Consider the following 16,420-nt stretch of genomic DNA (forward strand, 5'->3'; position numbering starts at 1 on the left):
TTATAATGAAAATTGTTGCAAAAGTACGGATTATAAACTGCTTAATGCTTTTGCGGCTAGTAGATTAGTTATTAAACGAAGAAATATTACGAAAGTGTGTGGTAGTTAAATTTAATGCTTTACGTTTTAATTCAAATTGAAGTTATCGTTTCTGATATTCATTACGTTTGATGCAGCTAGGATAGACACAATTAAAGCTCCAATAACTATAGCAATAAGTAATTGTAAGGTAGAGTACAAGTTGGTTCCTCTTACAATTTTTTGTGATTCTTCTTTCAATTGTTCGCCTACTACAGTTTGTACTTTGGTAAGCTGAGAAAGGGTATTAGAAATGTCTGAAAATGATTTTTCGGCATCACTATCATAAAGCCTTCTTAGCGCAGTTTTATCTAATGAATTTGCATTTAATAGCATGTTTTTCTCTATTATTTTGTTCTCTAGCAGCTTAGCTTTTAACTCGGTTAAGTGGTTTTTTTCATTCTTAACCAGAAACGTTTGTTCATACTTGGCTAAAAGCGTATCGATATGTTTATCGTAAGTTTTAAGCTTAGCGTTAAGCTGTTGTGCAGATAGTTTATTTTGATCACTGTAAACAAAGGTTTCTAGAAGGAAGCGCTTTGCATACAGTTTTTCGGAAATGTAGAAAAGATCTGTAGCAGGTACCAATCTGTCGTTATAAAGCGAAGTAAATGCCTTTTCCATATTCTTAATGCTTCTATCTTCTAATAGACGGATGAGGATAGTACAGGCCATAATTAAGAAAAGCAAAATGGCAATCTTGGTTTTTTGCTTTAGCGAATAAGAGAATTTCATATCTGGTTGTTATAAATTCACAAGATAGCTAAATTTTCGATAGGATAAGTGTTTTGATAAGCCCTAGTAACTATGTTTTATTGGTTGGCACCAAAAAATATTATACTTAAGGGAGGAAATGCACTGAAGTATAGGTTCTATAAAGCTGTTTTCTGTGTTGTTGTATAAATTGAAAGTAAAAAGGTTTTTGCGAATGTTTCGTGATCCATTTGTTTTAAATTAGCCGCAAAGTAAAAAAAGAGCTACGCTAAGAACGCAAAGGTTATATCGTTTTCTTTATTTATCAACTTCTAATCTTCGAGATTATACCAAAGGCTTAGCTTTGACAAATTTCTATCCCATTTGCTAGGAGTTTGTCAAAGCGGCTTAGCACCACAGCTCTTAGTTAATTAAATCCGATTGGAACGAACACGTTTGGCAAACACATAGGTTTGCCAAAAAGTAAAGTGTAAAGCGGGGTTGAAGAGCCTATGAAAAAGCGGTATTGTTTTGCTAGCTGTAAAATAGCTAAGGCAAAAAGAAAGCGGGCATCCACCCGCTTGATTAACTAAAACTAAACTAAATTTATATGTGAATATGAATTTTAAAAAATGGTTAGCACATCGCCACTAGGAAGCTCAGCACTTACTGACTGCTTTTGTGCTACTGCAGTATTTTTAGCTTGAATGCTGCTGTTCTCTGCCGTAAATTTATCCATGTTGATAGATGATGTGCTGTTGATAGCAGCAATATAATCTGTTGTTTTACCGCTTAATGTTAAGTTAGATAGTCCGTTTACGTTAGCGAACAAATCGATAGTATTGGTATTTAAAATTGCTTTAGCTTGGTCTTTTAAAGTAACGGCTAAGCTAAGTGCACTGAATTTTCCACTGGTTTTAACTACAGCATTATCGCTAGCGGTAATTTCGTTTAACTGGTTTGCGTAAACTACTACGGTTAAGGTTTCTTTATCGAAAGAGCTAATTCTTAGTTCGCCATTTTTTTCTTGCACCAAAGCATTTTTCGAATAGTAGCTATCGTAAACCTGTACACTTTGATTTGGGCTTTGTACCAAAATTACCTCTACGTTACCGGCAACGTTTAATTTGTTGAATTTTTTAACCTCGCCTACAACAGTTACTTTTTTGGTTGTTGTAGCATTTACTAAAGATGTAGCGCTTGCGCTAATGGCTACTGTTAAGATGGCTGCGAATAGATTTTTAATAGAAGTCTTCATATCTTAAATATTTTAATGTCTGTAATTATTTTTCTGTTTTTAAACTTGTTACATCTATAAGACTGCAACAATTACAAAAGGTTGCACCGCTTCTTAGCGTTTTATACCATTAGGAGTAAAGGTTCGACCAACGCCAGTAATTTTTCGACCAACAGGCACCGAAAAATTCAAGTAAAATGAAAAAAGATTGGTTTAAGTAGAGTAGGGGAAGCCGATTGGTGTTGCACAAAGAATGTGCAAGTTAGGATTGGTAAAGGTGTGTTAACAGAAAATAGCGTATCGTATTAGTTCCTAGTTGCCAAATAGAAATCTTCTTTCGCTGTCATTTCTAGCTTGGCTTTTTTGGTTTTATCTCTGTAACCTAGCAGATGAAGCGTTCCGTGGATCATGATGCGGCATAGTTCATCGTGAGTGGTGGCATTATTTTGCTTGGCATTATCTTTAACTCTATCAATACTGATGAATATGTCTCCCAAAATGGTTTTAAGCTCTTCTGAGTTGTCAAAAGTGATTACATCGGTATAATAGTCATGTTGAAGGAAATCTTGGTTTACACGCAATAAATATTCGTCAGAACAAAAAATAAAATTCAGCTCTGCTAGTTGATATCCTTCTGCTTCTATGGTTTCTTGCATCCATTTTTTAATGGCGATTTTTCCTTTTAGGTTATAGGTAACGTCTTCTGTAAAGAAATTGATTTTTGCCATTGGATTTAAGTTAAAGGGCAAAAGTAAAAAAGATTAACCACTAAGGTACAAAGAATACTAAGAGATTGCTTTTTTGCTACATTTTTCAAATATTTTTGTCATTGTGAACGACAGGAAGAATCTACAAGTAAGCAGAACTAGACTAACAGATTTCTCCTAGCCTCGCAATGACGAGTAAGGTTACTTTTTAGTCGAATTTAGCAGCCTAAAATACTCGGCAACCTTGTTCTTATAATAGTAATTTAAGTTTGGTGGCAGTTTTTGGATGAGTTCACTTTCGCTTTGCATGCTCTTATTAAACTTTTCTAGCATTTGCTGATAGGAAGGAGGGAACTGTTTTGCGGCATTACTTTCACGCTTTTCGTCCTGCTCTTGCTCTCGTTGGGCTTTTTCTGCATCTAGCAGTTTTACCATTAAATTTTTCTGGCGGTTAATGGTTTCTTGTGTAATTCGTTTGTTTACCAAATCCAGTTCAGATTGTTTCATTTCCTGCACGGTTTGGTTCAAATTGCCTAAACCACCTTTGCCATCTTTATTGTCTTCTTTGTTTATTTTCTCTAGCGCTTCTCTAATCATTTGCTGTTGCTGCGCCATTTTAGCAAATTCTTGACTCATTTGGCCTTTTGGAACAGTACCCATGTTGCCTTCGCGTTCCATTTTCTCTTTGGCCTGCTGCATATTTTTATTGAGCTGTTCTTGCATTTGTTGCAACTGTTGCATGCTCTGTTTTTGTTTGCCTTTGCCTCCCTTTGCATTTTTCATGGCATTTTGCAATTGCTCTAAAGCCTCGTTCAGCATCAAGGCTAAATTGTTGAGCGAGGTCATAGCAAATTGCTGCGAACGGTTGGCTTCGCCAGTTCTTCTATCGCCTAAAAAATCTATGGCTTTGCCAATATTGAAGTTGATTTTCTCTACCTCAGTATTTACCGTGCTTTCTATTTGTGGTACACGTTTGCTCAACGAAAACAAGCTATCGGCAATGGTTTTCATGTTATCGCGAATCATGTTCTGTTTTTGTGCCTGCGAAACATAAGCCGGATCAGATGGTCCCATTTTGCGAAGGTTCAACATGACCTTTTCTTGCTCAAAAGAAGTGCTCAACAAGTTTTCTAGCAACTTACGTAGCTCTTGGGCGTTTACTTTACTTTCTTCTTCGGCCCCAGCTTGTTGTTGCTCTTGCATTTTTTGCGCCAATTGTTGCATTTGCTCGCTAGCCTGCTGCTGTTTTTCGGCAGCTTTTTGCTTGTTGTTCTGGTTCAGCTGTTCTTGGCTTTCTTGTTGGTTTTTCTCTATTTCATTGGTTTCTTTTTCTGGGTTTTTATAATCGTTGGGCCTTTCCAAAGCCTGATTTTTCTTGTCCAGATCTTGCAATTCTTTCTTCAGATCCTTGAAATCTTTATTGAGCTGATCTTGCTTGCTTTTTAAATCTTGTGGAGATGAATTTTTGTCTTTAGTTTGATTGGATAAGTCCTTTTGCGCCTTGGCCATCTCGTTCAAGCGGTCGATTTTATTTTGCAGGTTCTGTTCAAATTCCAATTGCTTGTAAAGTTCCAAAATACGGTCTAGCTCATTTTTTACAGATTTATTGTCTAGCTGCATTTTAGAAAGCTCTTCTCTGGTCTGGTCTTTCCTATTTTGATCCATCAATTGCTGGAGCTTTTGCAGAAGCTCTTTCGTTTTTTCGTCCAATACATTGTTAAACAGCTCGTCTATTTTTTTCTGCTTTTCTTTCAGTTCTTCCGTCAATTGCCCGTTTTCCTGCTTTTCGAAATTGTTTTTCTCATTCAGGTCTTTGATATCCTTAACCGCTTGATCCAGTTGTTTCTGTTTGTCTAGCAATTGCTCAATCTGCTTTTTGTCTTCAAAGTTGAGCTGTTTTTTATCCAATAAACTTTCGCTCAGTTTTTTGCTATCTTTCTCAATGCTGTTGGCTAGTTTAATGGTCTGTTCCATTTTTTGTTTTAGCGATTGACTGCCTTCGGCTAATTTGGCTGCAATTTCTTGTTGCGTTGGCGCTTGGTAAGTTTTAATTTCTGAGCGGGTAACTTTTGCTCCGTTTACGCCATCATTATCGGCTACTTCAAAAAAGTAATCGATGGTTTGACCCGATTTTACAGGGATCTCATTCAGATTCCAGAGATAGAAAAAATTATTCTCCGTTTGTTGGTTTTTAATAGCAATGGCTTTAACGCCTTGGCCTACAACTTTATTTTTATCTTTAATTTGATACCTGAATTTTAGGGAAGAAAATCCGTAATCGTCATTAACTACGCCAGTAAAATACAGCGCTTTGCTACTTAAACTATCTGGTGTTTCGGTTACATTAATGCTAGGAAATTGATCTTTAATTACCGTGAGCTGATGGCTTAGCGAATCGCGTAAACTTACAAACTGGTTTTTTGGAACAATTTGATAGTTGCCATTCTGTTTAATCACGGCACTAAAATTAGCATTGTTATTAACCACGTTAAGCTGATGAACTTTTTGCTGTAAAACAAAGCTGATTTGCTCACTGTTTTCGGTCTTTAACTTCCAATTTACTTTGGTGCCTTCGGGGATCAACAAATCGCCCACATTGGGAGCTTCTTCAGTTTTTCTGTTAAGATAAGCCGGGTAAACTAACGTGGCGCTTAGGTTCAATAAAGAGGGGCGTGGTTTTACATTCACGGTATGGCTTGCAGAATTAAAACCACCGCCGCTAAAGCGGATAGATTTATCTTTTTGAACGTTCTTAAATGTGTGGGTAAAATGGCTGATATCCTGTTTTTCCAACTTATAGCTGTTTACGCCGTCTTCCAAATAAATGTCCTGCGGAAATTCATCGCCTGTTAATTTCACTTTGATGGTCAAATCATCGCCCTGCGTAATAGTTAAGTTTTTGTTTTCTATCACAAAATCAAAAGGCGCTTTGGGTAATACTTCTTCGTTGTACCTAATAAAACTATTGGTACCTTCTCTTAAAATTGCAGGGGCAATAATCCCTATCAATAAAATGATGAAAAGTGGCAGCGCAATGTATTTGATGTGCTTTTTATTGTCGCCGAGATTAATTGCCGTAGAAAATGGGATAGGTTTTAGTTCGTTGATTTTCTGATCTATGCCAGCTAAAATTAAAGCACTGTTTTGAGGTGCGCTATCCGCCAGTTCTTTTAGCTGTAAAGTATTCAATAACCTATCCTTAACATTAAAGAAATGGTTGCCTATTAAGTTTGCAGCTTCTTCTAAACTTAAAGTTTTGCTTAATTTAAAGTATGATAGTGCTGGTTTTACAATCCAAAAAAGAACAGCAATAAGCGAAATGGCAACATACGAATAGAAGAGCAGTGTTTTGGTAGCTATGCTTGGGTAGCTATAGAAAATCCAGATAAATAGAAAAAGATAAAGCGTTAAAATTAGGGCAGCAGCGTAAATACTACCTCTTAAAAGCTTATTGAGATAGAACTTTCGGGTAAACTCATTGATTTTTAATAGCAGTAAGTTGTAGTTGTTGCCCATAGCCATTTAACGACAATAAAGGTAGAAAATGTGCGCCTAAAATGAAAGGGATTAAAAATTAGCAAAAAGCTTTCATTTTGTTTTGAATAAAATCTATTAAAGTGTAATTTAGAAATAAAATATAATCAATAAAAACAAAAAATAACCAAACTGCTGTATATTACGGCAAGTTTAACTAATAACTAAAAGTAACACAATGAACAAAAGATTTTTTGTAGCTATTTTAGCTATCATGATTACAGGAACTGCATTAGCGCAAAAACAAATTAAATCTTGGAATAAAAACTTGGTAATTGCCCATCGTGGTGCCTGGAAAACACAAAATCTTCCCGAAAATTCTATAGCTTCGTTAAAAGAGGCCATAAAGATTGGCTGTTTTGGCAGCGAGTTCGATGTACAGTTTACGAAAGACAATATTGCGGTAGTAAATCACAATGGCGATTTTTTAGGTAAAGATATTGCCTCTAGTACTTTACCAGGAGTTAGTAGATTACAAAAAACTAAGCAACGGCGAAAGCATACCAACATTGGTAGCATATCTGAAAGCTGGCATGAAGCAGAAGAAAACAAAGTTGATATTGGAAATAAAGCCTCAAAAAACACAAGAAAGGGAAGAGGCTTTAACCAATGCGGTAATTGCCACAGTTAACGAATTAAAAGCGGCACCTTGGATAGAGTACATCACTTTTAGCCATTTTATTGGTAAACACTTAATTGCCAATGTGCCTGGAGCCAAAGTTTCTTATTTAAATGGAGAAATAGAACCAGCAAAGCTGAAAGAACAAGGTTTTTATGGTTTAGATTACAGCCAAGGTGTATTGAAGAAAAATCCTGATTGGATAAAGCAAGCTAAAGATTTAGGTGTAATTATTAATGTTTGGACGGTAAATGCTGCAAAAGACATGGATTGGTTTTTGGAACAAAAGGCCGATTATATTACCACCAACGAACCAGAACTGCTATTTACTAAAATAAAGAAGTAAAATGTAGTTAAAATTATGGAGCCCCATTCGCTTTCGGATGGGGCTTTCTGTTTTTTAAAGCGTTAGGTTTAAGTCACCATGTGCCTCCTTTATTTCTTATCTTATGTCAATAATTAAAAAGCAAGTGCGGCCTAATTTTGTTATAACAATAAACGAAGTAAATTTTATAACGACATTAAAATAACTAAACCATGAGCACACTAAAATTAAAAGACGGAACAGAAATTTATTACAAAGATTGGGGAAAAGGTCAACCTGTATTCTTTCATCACGGATGGCCGCTTTCTAGCGACGATTGGGATGCGCAAATGCTATTCTTTTTGGAGCAGGGCTATCGGGTTATTGCCCACGACAGAAGAGGCCACGGTAGATCTGAACAAACACCTTATGGACACGATATGGATACTTACGCTGCCGATGTAGCGGAAATTGTTGAGGCATTAGGCCTTACAGATGTAATTCATGTAGGGCACTCTACTGGAGGTGGCGAAGTAATAAGATACGTAGCAAAACACGGGCAAGGAAAAGTGGCAAAAGCTGTTTTGGTAAGTGCGGTAACGCCAATTATGGTTAAAACCGAAAACAATCCGGATGGTGTACCTATGTCTGTTTTTGATGATATCAGAAACAATACAGCCAACCATAGGCAACAGTTCTATATCGATCTTACTTTTCCATTTTATGGTTACAATAGAGAGGGTGCTAAAGTATCTGAAGGTATTCAAAGAAACTGGTGGAGACAAGGAATGAATGGTTCTATCAAAGCTCATTACGACTGCATCAAGGCCTTTTCGGAGACCGATTTTACTGAAGACCTTAAATCTGTTGATGTTCCGGTTTTGGTAATGCATGGCGAAGACGATCAGATTGTACCTTTTGAAACTACAGGGAAAATAGCGGCCACTTTGTTAAAAAATGGAAAGCTAATTTCTTATCCTGGTTTTCCGCATGGTATGCCTACAACCGAAGCAGATACGATAAATAAAGATTTGTTAGCTTTTTTTAAAGCCTAACAAAAGCGGTATAGCTAGTTTAAAAAAGCTAAGTCATCAATAATGATTTAGCTTTTTTTATAAAATACCTATTTCAAGGTATTGCTGTACCTATATATAAATTACATCTTTGCCATAAACCAAAAAATACAATTTATGAAAAAACTAGTACTATTTTGTGGTTTGATTTCGCTATTTGCTAATCAAACCTATGCCCAGCAAGCAGACTCTACCAAGCAGAGTAAAAACGTAATCAAAATCAATTTATTAAGCTTGCCATTCAATAATTTACACCTTCAGTACGAAAGGCAAATTGGTAAAAAAACCTCTGTTGCTTTAGGAGTAAGGTATATGCCAGAAGGAAATATACCACTAAAATCTACAGTATTAGATTTGATAGACGATGCTGATGCTGAAAAACATTTGACCAATCTTAAAACAGGGAATTTTGCCGTTACGCCAGAAATTCGCTTTTATCTTGGAAAGGCTGCTTTGAAAGGGTTTTACATTGCGCCATTTGCTAGGTACTCTCGTTACACAGCTTCGCTACCTTTCGATTTTACAGTAGACGATGGCATGGGGAACGAATACAGCGAAGTTATACCGTTAGAAGGTAATTTAACTACCATTACAGGTGGTTTGCAAATTGGTTCGCAGTTTAGGCTGGGTAAAATGGTTACGTTAGATTGGTGGATACTTGGCCCACAGTATGGCAGTTCTAAAGGAAATATAGCGGGCCGTAAAACCCTAGACGCGAGAGAACAGCAAGAGTTGAGAGATCAGCTGGCTGATATTACCGATCTGCCGCTAGTTAAAGTTACTACAAAAGTGGATGGAAATGGAGCAGATGTAGATATTAAAGGCCCTTGGGCAGGCGTAAGAGCAGGCTTAGCGTTAGGTATTAGGTTTTAAAACCAAAATGTATAAAACTAAAAAAGTCCCGATTTTGTCGGGACTTTTTTGGTAAAATATGATAATAATTAGATTACTTTCACATTAACGGCGTTTAAGCCTTTTCTACCGTTTTCAACTTCGTACTGAACTTTGTCGTTTTCACGAATTTCGTCGATAAGGCCTGTTGAATGTACAAAGATTTCAGCGTCGCCATTTGCTGGCACGATAAATCCAAAACCTTTAGTTACATTGAAAAATTTTACTGTTCCTTCTTGCATTGTATTATTTTATTAAAGTTGCAAGGTACAGATTAAAATTTAATTACAAGCAAATACCCTCTTTTTTAAGGATTTTATTTTTGGGTCTACTTATTCCCAATTAGGCTTATGGTAATCTCGCTAGAGTGGGGTATACCTAATGTTGTGCCTGGTTTAATATGTAGTAGGTTTTTCAAATAAACATCGGCTATGCCCTGAATTAATTTTCTACGATGCGGCACATCTTCTGGTAAAACACCTTGTATGCGGTTTACGTACAAATTTCCTTTTACATCTACTACAACAGAAAAACGGTAACTAAACTCTTTATACGATTTGTTGATCTCTATTCTGTACTCTGGGTACATGTAAGCATAAGATTTTCTGTGGGCACCACTATCGGCATAGCCAATTAATTTTAATGATACGTTTTTGCTATTTGGCTTTAAATCTACAATCTCGGTTGCCGCAAATGCCGTATCGGGGTTAGCGGGGTGTTTGTAGGTTTTTGCAGCCAGCTGTTTAATAAACGCAGTATCGGCTTTGGTAGGCCGTTGTAATTCGCCAACCGTGGTTTTAAGCACTTTTTCTATGTAATTTTTAGTGTAATAGGTACAATTTACGTCAGACACTTCGCCTTTGGCAACAACAAGCGCTTCTACTTGTAAGCGCTGTAAGATTAGGCTATCTTTGGTAATCAGCTTTGCTCTAAAGTACTCGCGGGCAAAATTGTAAATTTTTGCATGGTCATGTAATAAAAAGAAAGCTTCCATTCCCTTTTTTTCGGGGCTGTAAGCCAACATGGTATCTGGAGCTTTAAATTCTAAAATCCAATTTGGTTGCAACATAAATCCATCTTTGTTAAAAGAAAGGCCGTTGCTAAACCTACGCTTTACTTCATAAAACCTTATGCCATCAACATCCTTAAAAGTAAGGCCAGCATCTGTTGCTGTATTTTTTTGGCCAGAACCGCCACCACAGGCATAAAGTGTAACTAAAATTGTAGCTAGGATGAAGAATATACGTTTAAAACTCATTTGTTAAAATCATCTGAAATTAGGTGGCAAATTTAGGGTTTGCCTTTGATAAAAATAACGTTGGCCACCTTTCTTTCGCCTTCATGGTCCCATTTTTTGTTATCAGATGGATGATTGACCACGCCATTGTCTCCATAATCTTTCGCCCAAAGTGTGGTAGAGCCGCCACCATCTAGGTTAATAGCGCTGGTGCAGCCCAGCCATTGCATGATTTTTGCAAGCTCAAAAAGGCTCATTCCAGCAGAGTTTCCTTGTCGGCCATCTACGGTTAATAACAACACGCTACCGTTGGGTTTAACGCCAATAGCCGTACGTGGGTGGCGCAATTTGTTGAAAGTAACCGAGTCTAGTTTCTCCTTTTGGTTATCCAAAAGCAACAAGGGTCCACTTAACATGATATTTTTATCGCTCAAGTTATTTTCCCACTTATCGGTGCCGTCCCATTTTTTAATAGCCAGTAGATAATCGTTTATTACCACAGCCGCTTGTTGGTGCAGGGCTCTCTTGTTGTTTTTTTCTTGTCTGTTTTGGTTGATGATTGTATCGTTAACCTTAACAAAGTCTACCGAGCCTCCGTTTTTAATATCGAAAAAAGTGCCGTTTACCGCTGCAATAGCTTTATGTTTTTTGGCAAATGCCGATGTTGTGATCAGTTCTTTCTTATCATAGCCTATAAAAAACCCAGGCGCTTTTTTATGCTTTTTTACTTCTACAAAGCTGATGTACTGGTTAGCATTAAATAAGCTACTGTCGCTAAACTGATAGGTGTAAACTTTTGTTTTTTTAGCTACGGAGCTTTTGCTCCATTTTGCTTTGGTAAAAACTAAAGAGTCTGCATTTTGAGCATAAATATTGCCAGAAACAAGGGTAAGTAAGAATATTCGTATAAGAAATTTCATTGCGGTTATATTCGTTTTTTAAGTTTTAATAATTTAATGATAAAGGCTTTGTCTCGCCAAACCTCAACAATTACGCTGTAGCCACTTTTGGCTTTAAATATGGCGCCAATATCGTCTAAAGAATAGTCATCTACTTTCTTGAAGTTGATAGAGATAATTTCATCTCCCACCATTAATCCAACTAAGTCTGCAGGCGATTGCGGCTCAATTTTATTGATAAACGTTTTAGACGGCGGGCCACTTTCTGCATAAAGCTCAATTCCAGACATGTCGTGCTCAAAAGGCCTATTAAACTTTTCGTTTTTCTTAATGTACATGTATCGATTTTGATAATCGTATATGGTATTAAATCGGCTTAAAATTTCGGCTCCCAAATTGGCATTACGGTCTTTATTTTTTAACGAATCTATGTTGTACTCTGGGTAACTCGAAATTATATCTCTGAAAACAAATTTGCCCAAACTTAGCGAAGCAACTCTGCCAATCCTGCCTTTTATGCTTCCAGTTAATCCGTTGCCTAAATTGGCTTCCATTGTAAACGCTGGCTTCGGAAAAGGTTTGCCGTTTAAGGCTTCAAGAGAGATAGCGTGGCTTGCACCGCAATCTACCAATGCCTTTAAGGTTTGGGTTGCCAAGCCTTCCTGCTCAACCTTAAGCTTAACATAAGGCTTGTTTTCTATAAGCTCTAAAGGTATTTTCTCTCCTTTTAGTTTAATTTTTTTAGGGTGCGAAGCAAACCTTAACATCCTGTTGGTATAATCTACCTTTACCACAAAGCTGTTGAAGAAATTGTAGCCAATTAAGCCGTAAATTTTTTTGCCAACAAAGCCCGAAATTGGCAGTATATCGTCCTTTAAAAATACAGTGGGTATATTTTCTGCTTCGGAATCGCCAATTTTTACACTGGTAGCACCTAAAAAAGCATCAATACCATTAAAATTACCATAACCACTAATTTTAATGGCACGCGGATATGGTACTTTTAAGCTTTCTTTTAAAGTTGTATCGGTAATGATCATTGGGTTAACGCCGGTATCCAAAATAAAATCAAAAGGGCCTTTGTCGTTAATGTATATTGGTATAATGATGAGGCTTTTCTTTAGATCAAAGCCCATGGTTTGTGCTTTTCTACCATTAGCAAATTTAAAGTCTTGCGCAAATGCCAAACCTGGTGCAGCTAGTACACAGCAGATAAATAAGATATGGTATATTTTGAAATGAATGCTTGGTTTGCGGCTGTTCATGAAACTAAATTAATAAATTAGTGGTCACAAACCTTGAGTCTAAAAATTAAATTCAAAAAACAAGAGCTAACAAAACACCATTGTTTAGCCGCAATTTAGATGAATAAACTTAAAACGAAAATTATTGTATTAGGCGCTATGTGTTTGGTTTCGGCATTTTACGCTTGCAAACCCAACCAAATCATCGCTAAAAAAGTAGCTAAAGAATTTAAAAATTCGGCAATGCTGAACAAATACCAAGTTGGCTTTGCTTTGTACGATATGGCGGGCAGCGAAATGATTTTTCAAAAAGATGCCGATAAATATTTTACGCCAGCATCTAACACTAAATTATTCACGTTTTATGCAGGTTTAAAAATTACACCAGATTCTATCCCTTCGTTACGTTATATAGAAAAAGGGGATTCGCTAATTTTTTGGGGTACTAAGCGACCCATCGTTGTTACACACCGTATTAAAGGGAACAAAAGCTGTAGAGCTGTTAAAAAACAGTGATAAGAAGTTGTTTTTTGCGCATGGCAGATACAAAGGAGATTTCTTTGGAAATGGCTGGAGCTGGGATGACTATAATGATTATTATCAGCCAGAAATTACAGAATTGCCCTTGTTTGATAATGTAGTACTGGTAACGGCCAAGCAGGCTGGCGAAATGACCATTACGCCAAAGGCTTTTAATTCTTGCTTTAGTTTAGATAGCACGAGTAAAGCAACGAAATTTAGTGTACAGCGAGAGTTTTTGACTAACAAATTTCATTATCCACCGGTAAAAACTACCGCCAATTACGAGCAGCAAATTCCTTTTAAAACATCAACGGGTACTACACTTACACTTTTAACAGATACGCTAAAGAAGGAAGTTCAGCTGATTAACTACGAGCTGCCTAAAGAGGCAAAAACCATTTACAGCACTAAGAGCGATGATGTTTTTAGGCAATTGATGCTGCCTTCCGACAACTTTGTTGCCGAGCAGTTGCTGCTTACCTACGCAGATAAATTGGGTTTAGAACTAAGTACGCCAAAGGTAATTGCCGCAATTAAAGAGAAGTATTTGGCCGAGCTTCCAGACCAGCCAAAATGGGTAGATGGCTCTGGACTTTCGAGAGGGAATTTGTTTACGCCACGCTCGTTAATTAAGTTGTTAGATTTAATTTATAAAGAAGTGAATAACCGAGATCGCTTGTTCAGCATGTTACCCAAGCAGGAGGGAAATCGGGAACTTTGAGAAACGCTTATCCAAAAACAGATACCCCTTTTGTTTATGGAAAAACAGGCACATTATCTGGCGTTCATAACCAAAGCGGCTATGTACTTACCAAAAAAGGAAAGTTGTTACTTTATTCGTTTATGAACAACAACTACGTTCAATCTACAGCAGAGGTAAGAAAAGAAATGGTTAGGGTAGTAACCTACCTTCATGATAATTTTTAGGGAGCATAAATTTGCGGTCACTGTTATTCAGTCAAGGAACTTTGTGTCAGTCTGAGCTTGTCGAAGACTTTTTCAAACAGTCGAAAACTCCAAACTATTTGTCCTTCGACAAGCTCAGACTGACAATATTTTAGGTTTTTCTCCTTAACTTTATCAAATTAGGCTTGCGGTTTCTTGACTTGTATTAAAGGATTTGGCAATAATTACTAAGATTTAATTTGTTTTTGTGCGGCTTGTTGCGGTTTTGTGATTTATTTGTTAATATTACTAAGCGTTTCACTATCAAGTAAATTGCCTTAACCAAAACCTTAAAGCCCAACCAAGATGAAGAAATTATTACCCTATCTCCTAAGCCTATCTCTTTTTGTTGCTGCCTGTAAAAAAAATAATCCAGAGCCCACACCAGAACCAATAACGCCACCAACAACAAATATTCCAACGCCACCTGCTAGAACGCCGTGGGTGGCCGGTACGTTCAAAATAGTGGCATACATGCCTGGCTATAGAGATCCGGCAACGATAGATGACAGCAAATACAAAATGATTACCCATTTGTTGTTTGCGTTTTTAAATGTAAATCCAACTGGCGATGGGTCTGTAAATCCTTTAACAGCTACTGAAAATGCCAGGTTTAATACGGTAAAAGCTAAGGCCTTGGCTAATAACGTAAAATTTGGGATTTCGGTAATGGGTGCAGAAGCAGTATTTGCAACTATAGCGGCATCGCCAACAGCAAGAACTAATTTCGTTAACAATGTGGTAAATTTCGCAAAAGTAAATGGTTTAGATGGGGTTGATATTGATTGGGAATACCCGAGAACGGTTGGCGGAAATCCCAATCCCGATTTTACGGCATTGATGGCACAATTATCTGTAGCTTTACACAACGAGAACAAGTTTTTGAGTGCCGCTATAACGCCAGCTGTTTACGCTTCTACAAATAAAGACGCTATTTCGGCGGATGTTTATCAATATGTAGATTTCTTTAACATTATGCAGTATGATGGCGGCGTAAATTACGACACCACTGATCCGTTAAACCATGCAACGTATAAAATGAGCGTTAATAGCCTAAATACTTGGATAGACACCAAAAAGATGCCTAAAGAAAAAGCCGTTGTTGGTATTCCGTTATATGGCAAACCCGCGAGTGGAAGTGCAAAGGGATATCGTGACATTGAAGCCAGCGGAGCTAACGTATATTTGAATGTTGCCACGATTGGTTCGGTAGATTATGGTTACAACGGAATTGAATTGATATGGAAAAAAGCACAACTGGCTAAAGAGAGGGCTAATGGAATTATGTTCTGGGAGTTTTCATTTGATTCGAATTCATCGAAATCTTTAATCAGAGCAGCAAACGACCAATTAGGAAGAAACTATAATTAATGCAACAAAAATTTAATTTTCTTACATCGCCCTTGGCTAATAAAATTGTAGCCAAGGGCGATGAATACCTTTATTTTGGAGGAACGGCTTATTTGGGTATTCCCCAAAACAGCAACTTTATTAAGTTGTATACCGAAGGAATAGCGCTTTATGGCTTAAACAATGGCACAAGTCGTGGTAACAACGTGCAGCTTGGCGTTTATAACGAAGCCGAAACCTTTGCGGCCAACCGTTTTGGTGCCGAAGCCGCTTTGATAACTTCTAGTGGCTATTTGGCAGCTAAATTAACGGTGCGGCTACATACGCAACGTGGCGAAATCCGTTATGCACCAAATACGCATCCTGCTTTGTGGCTAAATGGTAATCCAGAAAATTACTTAGATTTTGCGCAATGGAGTAAAGAAATTGTAACGGAAATTAATGGCAGTAAAAGCAAAGATTGGGTGTTGTTGAGCAATTCGATGAACAATCTTTATCCAGAGATATACGATTTCAGTTTCATCAATAATTTTAGTACGGATAAAAACATCACTTTAATTATCGACGATTCTCATGGAATTGGCTTGCTTAACGGAGGTAATTCGGTGTTGCAGAGCTTACCGAAAAGCACAAACGTTGAGGTTATAGTGGTAGCGTCGATGGCCAAAGCATTGGGGCTAGATGCTGGAGTGGTTTTAGGCTCCACCAAATCAATCTCAGAATTAAAGCAAAGCGATGAGTTTTATGGAGCTTCTCCGCCTGCCGCCGCGGGTTTATACGCCTTCATTCAGGCGCAAGATATTTATCGTGATAGCTACAAAAAGCTTCAAGAAAACGTAAAAATATTTAAACAACAGCTGGCCAATAAAAATGAATGGTATTTTGTTGATGACTTTCCTGTATTTTTGTGCAAGCAGCCAGCTATTGAGCAGCGGTTATTGGAGCAAAAAATTCTGATTTCTTCTTTCCCTTATCCAGATAGAAACGGAAAGAATTTAAACCGAATTGTACTTTCTAGTTGGCATAGCGAAACAGATATTTTGCAGCTGGTTACAGCATTATAGCCGGCTTTTACTTACGTTACATA

General features: G+C 37.2%; 17 protein-coding genes. 9 read left to right on the top strand and 8 right to left on the bottom strand.

Going from position 1 to position 16,420, the window contains the following annotated elements:
- Positions 1-126: 126 nt before the first annotated feature.
- From OVA16_RS05400 to OVA16_RS05415, 4 genes are all read right to left on the bottom strand, one after another.
- A complete protein-coding gene (locus OVA16_RS05400; RefSeq protein WP_267764024.1) occupies positions 127-813 on the bottom strand; it encodes an MCP four helix bundle domain-containing protein in 687 nt (228 codons plus the stop codon).
- 583 nt (positions 814-1,396) lie between these two features.
- Complete coding sequence (locus OVA16_RS05405; RefSeq protein WP_267764026.1) at positions 1,397-2,029, bottom strand: GIN domain-containing protein; 633 nt, start codon at positions 2,027-2,029, stop codon at positions 1,397-1,399.
- 284 nt (positions 2,030-2,313) lie between these two features.
- The gene (gene ybeY, locus OVA16_RS05410; protein WP_267764027.1) at positions 2,314-2,736 is read right to left on the bottom strand and encodes an rRNA maturation RNase YbeY; all 423 of its coding nucleotides are present in this window, start codon (positions 2,734-2,736) and stop codon (positions 2,314-2,316) included.
- 180 nt (positions 2,737-2,916) lie between these two features.
- Positions 2,917-6,237 carry a DUF4175 family protein gene (locus tag OVA16_RS05415; RefSeq protein ID WP_267764029.1) on the bottom strand — a complete coding sequence of 1,107 codons (3,321 nt, stop codon included), beginning with the start codon at positions 6,235-6,237 and terminating at the stop codon, positions 2,917-2,919.
- A gap of 190 nt (positions 6,238-6,427) precedes the next feature.
- Between OVA16_RS05415 and OVA16_RS05420 the strand changes: the two genes are divergently transcribed.
- From OVA16_RS05420 to OVA16_RS05435, 4 genes are all read left to right on the top strand, one after another.
- Positions 6,428-6,880 (top strand): glycerophosphodiester phosphodiesterase family protein, encoded by a 453-nt coding sequence (locus OVA16_RS05420; protein ID WP_267764030.1) that lies wholly within the window; start codon positions 6,428-6,430, stop codon positions 6,878-6,880.
- Positions 6,783-7,214 carry a glycerophosphodiester phosphodiesterase family protein gene (locus tag OVA16_RS05425; protein ID WP_324288597.1) on the top strand — a complete coding sequence of 144 codons (432 nt, stop codon included), beginning with the start codon at positions 6,783-6,785 and terminating at the stop codon, positions 7,212-7,214. The genes OVA16_RS05420 and OVA16_RS05425 overlap by 98 nt, the downstream gene beginning before the upstream one ends.
- A 191-nt stretch (positions 7,215-7,405) precedes the next feature.
- Positions 7,406-8,227: an alpha/beta fold hydrolase gene (locus OVA16_RS05430; protein WP_267764032.1), complete on the top strand. Its 822-nt coding sequence runs from the start codon at positions 7,406-7,408 to the stop codon at positions 8,225-8,227.
- A 135-nt stretch (positions 8,228-8,362) separates the two neighbouring features.
- On the top strand, positions 8,363-9,118 hold the full coding sequence (locus tag OVA16_RS05435) for a DUF3575 domain-containing protein (protein ID WP_267764034.1): 756 nt from the start codon (positions 8,363-8,365) through the stop codon (positions 9,116-9,118).
- 68 nt (positions 9,119-9,186) lie between these two features.
- On the opposite strand, the gene OVA16_RS05440 is transcribed toward OVA16_RS05435, so the two are convergent.
- The 4 genes from OVA16_RS05440 to OVA16_RS05455 form a co-directional block, all read right to left on the bottom strand.
- On the bottom strand, positions 9,187-9,378 hold the full coding sequence (locus tag OVA16_RS05440) for a cold-shock protein (protein WP_097133796.1): 192 nt from the start codon (positions 9,376-9,378) through the stop codon (positions 9,187-9,189).
- An 86-nt stretch (positions 9,379-9,464) separates the two neighbouring features.
- On the bottom strand, positions 9,465-10,394 hold the full coding sequence (locus tag OVA16_RS05445) for a hypothetical protein (RefSeq protein ID WP_267764036.1): 930 nt from the start codon (positions 10,392-10,394) through the stop codon (positions 9,465-9,467).
- A 32-nt stretch (positions 10,395-10,426) separates the two neighbouring features.
- On the bottom strand, positions 10,427-11,293 hold the full coding sequence (locus OVA16_RS05450; protein ID WP_267764038.1) for a phosphodiester glycosidase family protein: 867 nt from the start codon (positions 11,291-11,293) through the stop codon (positions 10,427-10,429).
- A gap of 5 nt (positions 11,294-11,298) precedes the next feature.
- A complete protein-coding gene (locus tag OVA16_RS05455; RefSeq protein WP_267764040.1) occupies positions 11,299-12,537 on the bottom strand; it encodes an aspartyl protease family protein in 1,239 nt (412 codons plus the stop codon).
- A gap of 99 nt (positions 12,538-12,636) precedes the next feature.
- On the opposite strand from OVA16_RS05455, the gene OVA16_RS05460 reads away from it, so the two are divergent.
- The 5 genes from OVA16_RS05460 (at position 12,637) to OVA16_RS05480 (ending at position 16,397) form a co-directional block, all read left to right on the top strand.
- Positions 12,637-13,032, top strand: coding sequence for a D-alanyl-D-alanine carboxypeptidase (locus tag OVA16_RS05460; protein ID WP_267764041.1), 396 nt, complete (start codon positions 12,637-12,639; stop codon positions 13,030-13,032).
- Positions 12,977-13,759 carry a D-alanyl-D-alanine carboxypeptidase gene (locus OVA16_RS05465; RefSeq protein ID WP_267764042.1) on the top strand — a complete coding sequence of 261 codons (783 nt, stop codon included), beginning with the start codon at positions 12,977-12,979 and terminating at the stop codon, positions 13,757-13,759. Before OVA16_RS05460 ends, OVA16_RS05465 begins: the two co-directional genes overlap by 56 nt.
- Entirely contained in the window at positions 13,756-13,965 is a 210-nt protein-coding gene (locus tag OVA16_RS05470; RefSeq protein ID WP_267764043.1) for a D-alanyl-D-alanine carboxypeptidase, read from the top strand. The genes OVA16_RS05465 and OVA16_RS05470 overlap by 4 nt, the downstream gene beginning before the upstream one ends.
- Before the next feature lie 324 nt (positions 13,966-14,289).
- Positions 14,290-15,354, top strand: a complete 1,065-nt coding sequence (locus OVA16_RS05475) for a glycosyl hydrolase family 18 protein (RefSeq protein ID WP_267764044.1) — start codon at positions 14,290-14,292, stop codon at positions 15,352-15,354.
- Entirely contained in the window at positions 15,354-16,397 is a 1,044-nt protein-coding gene (locus OVA16_RS05480) for an aminotransferase class I/II-fold pyridoxal phosphate-dependent enzyme (protein ID WP_267764045.1), read from the top strand. Before OVA16_RS05475 ends, OVA16_RS05480 begins: the two co-directional genes overlap by 1 nt.
- Positions 16,398-16,420: the final 23 nt, after the last annotated feature.

The sequence above is a fragment of the Pedobacter sp. SL55 genome, from assembly GCF_026625705.1.
Lineage (GTDB): Bacteria > Bacteroidota > Bacteroidia > Sphingobacteriales > Sphingobacteriaceae > Pedobacter.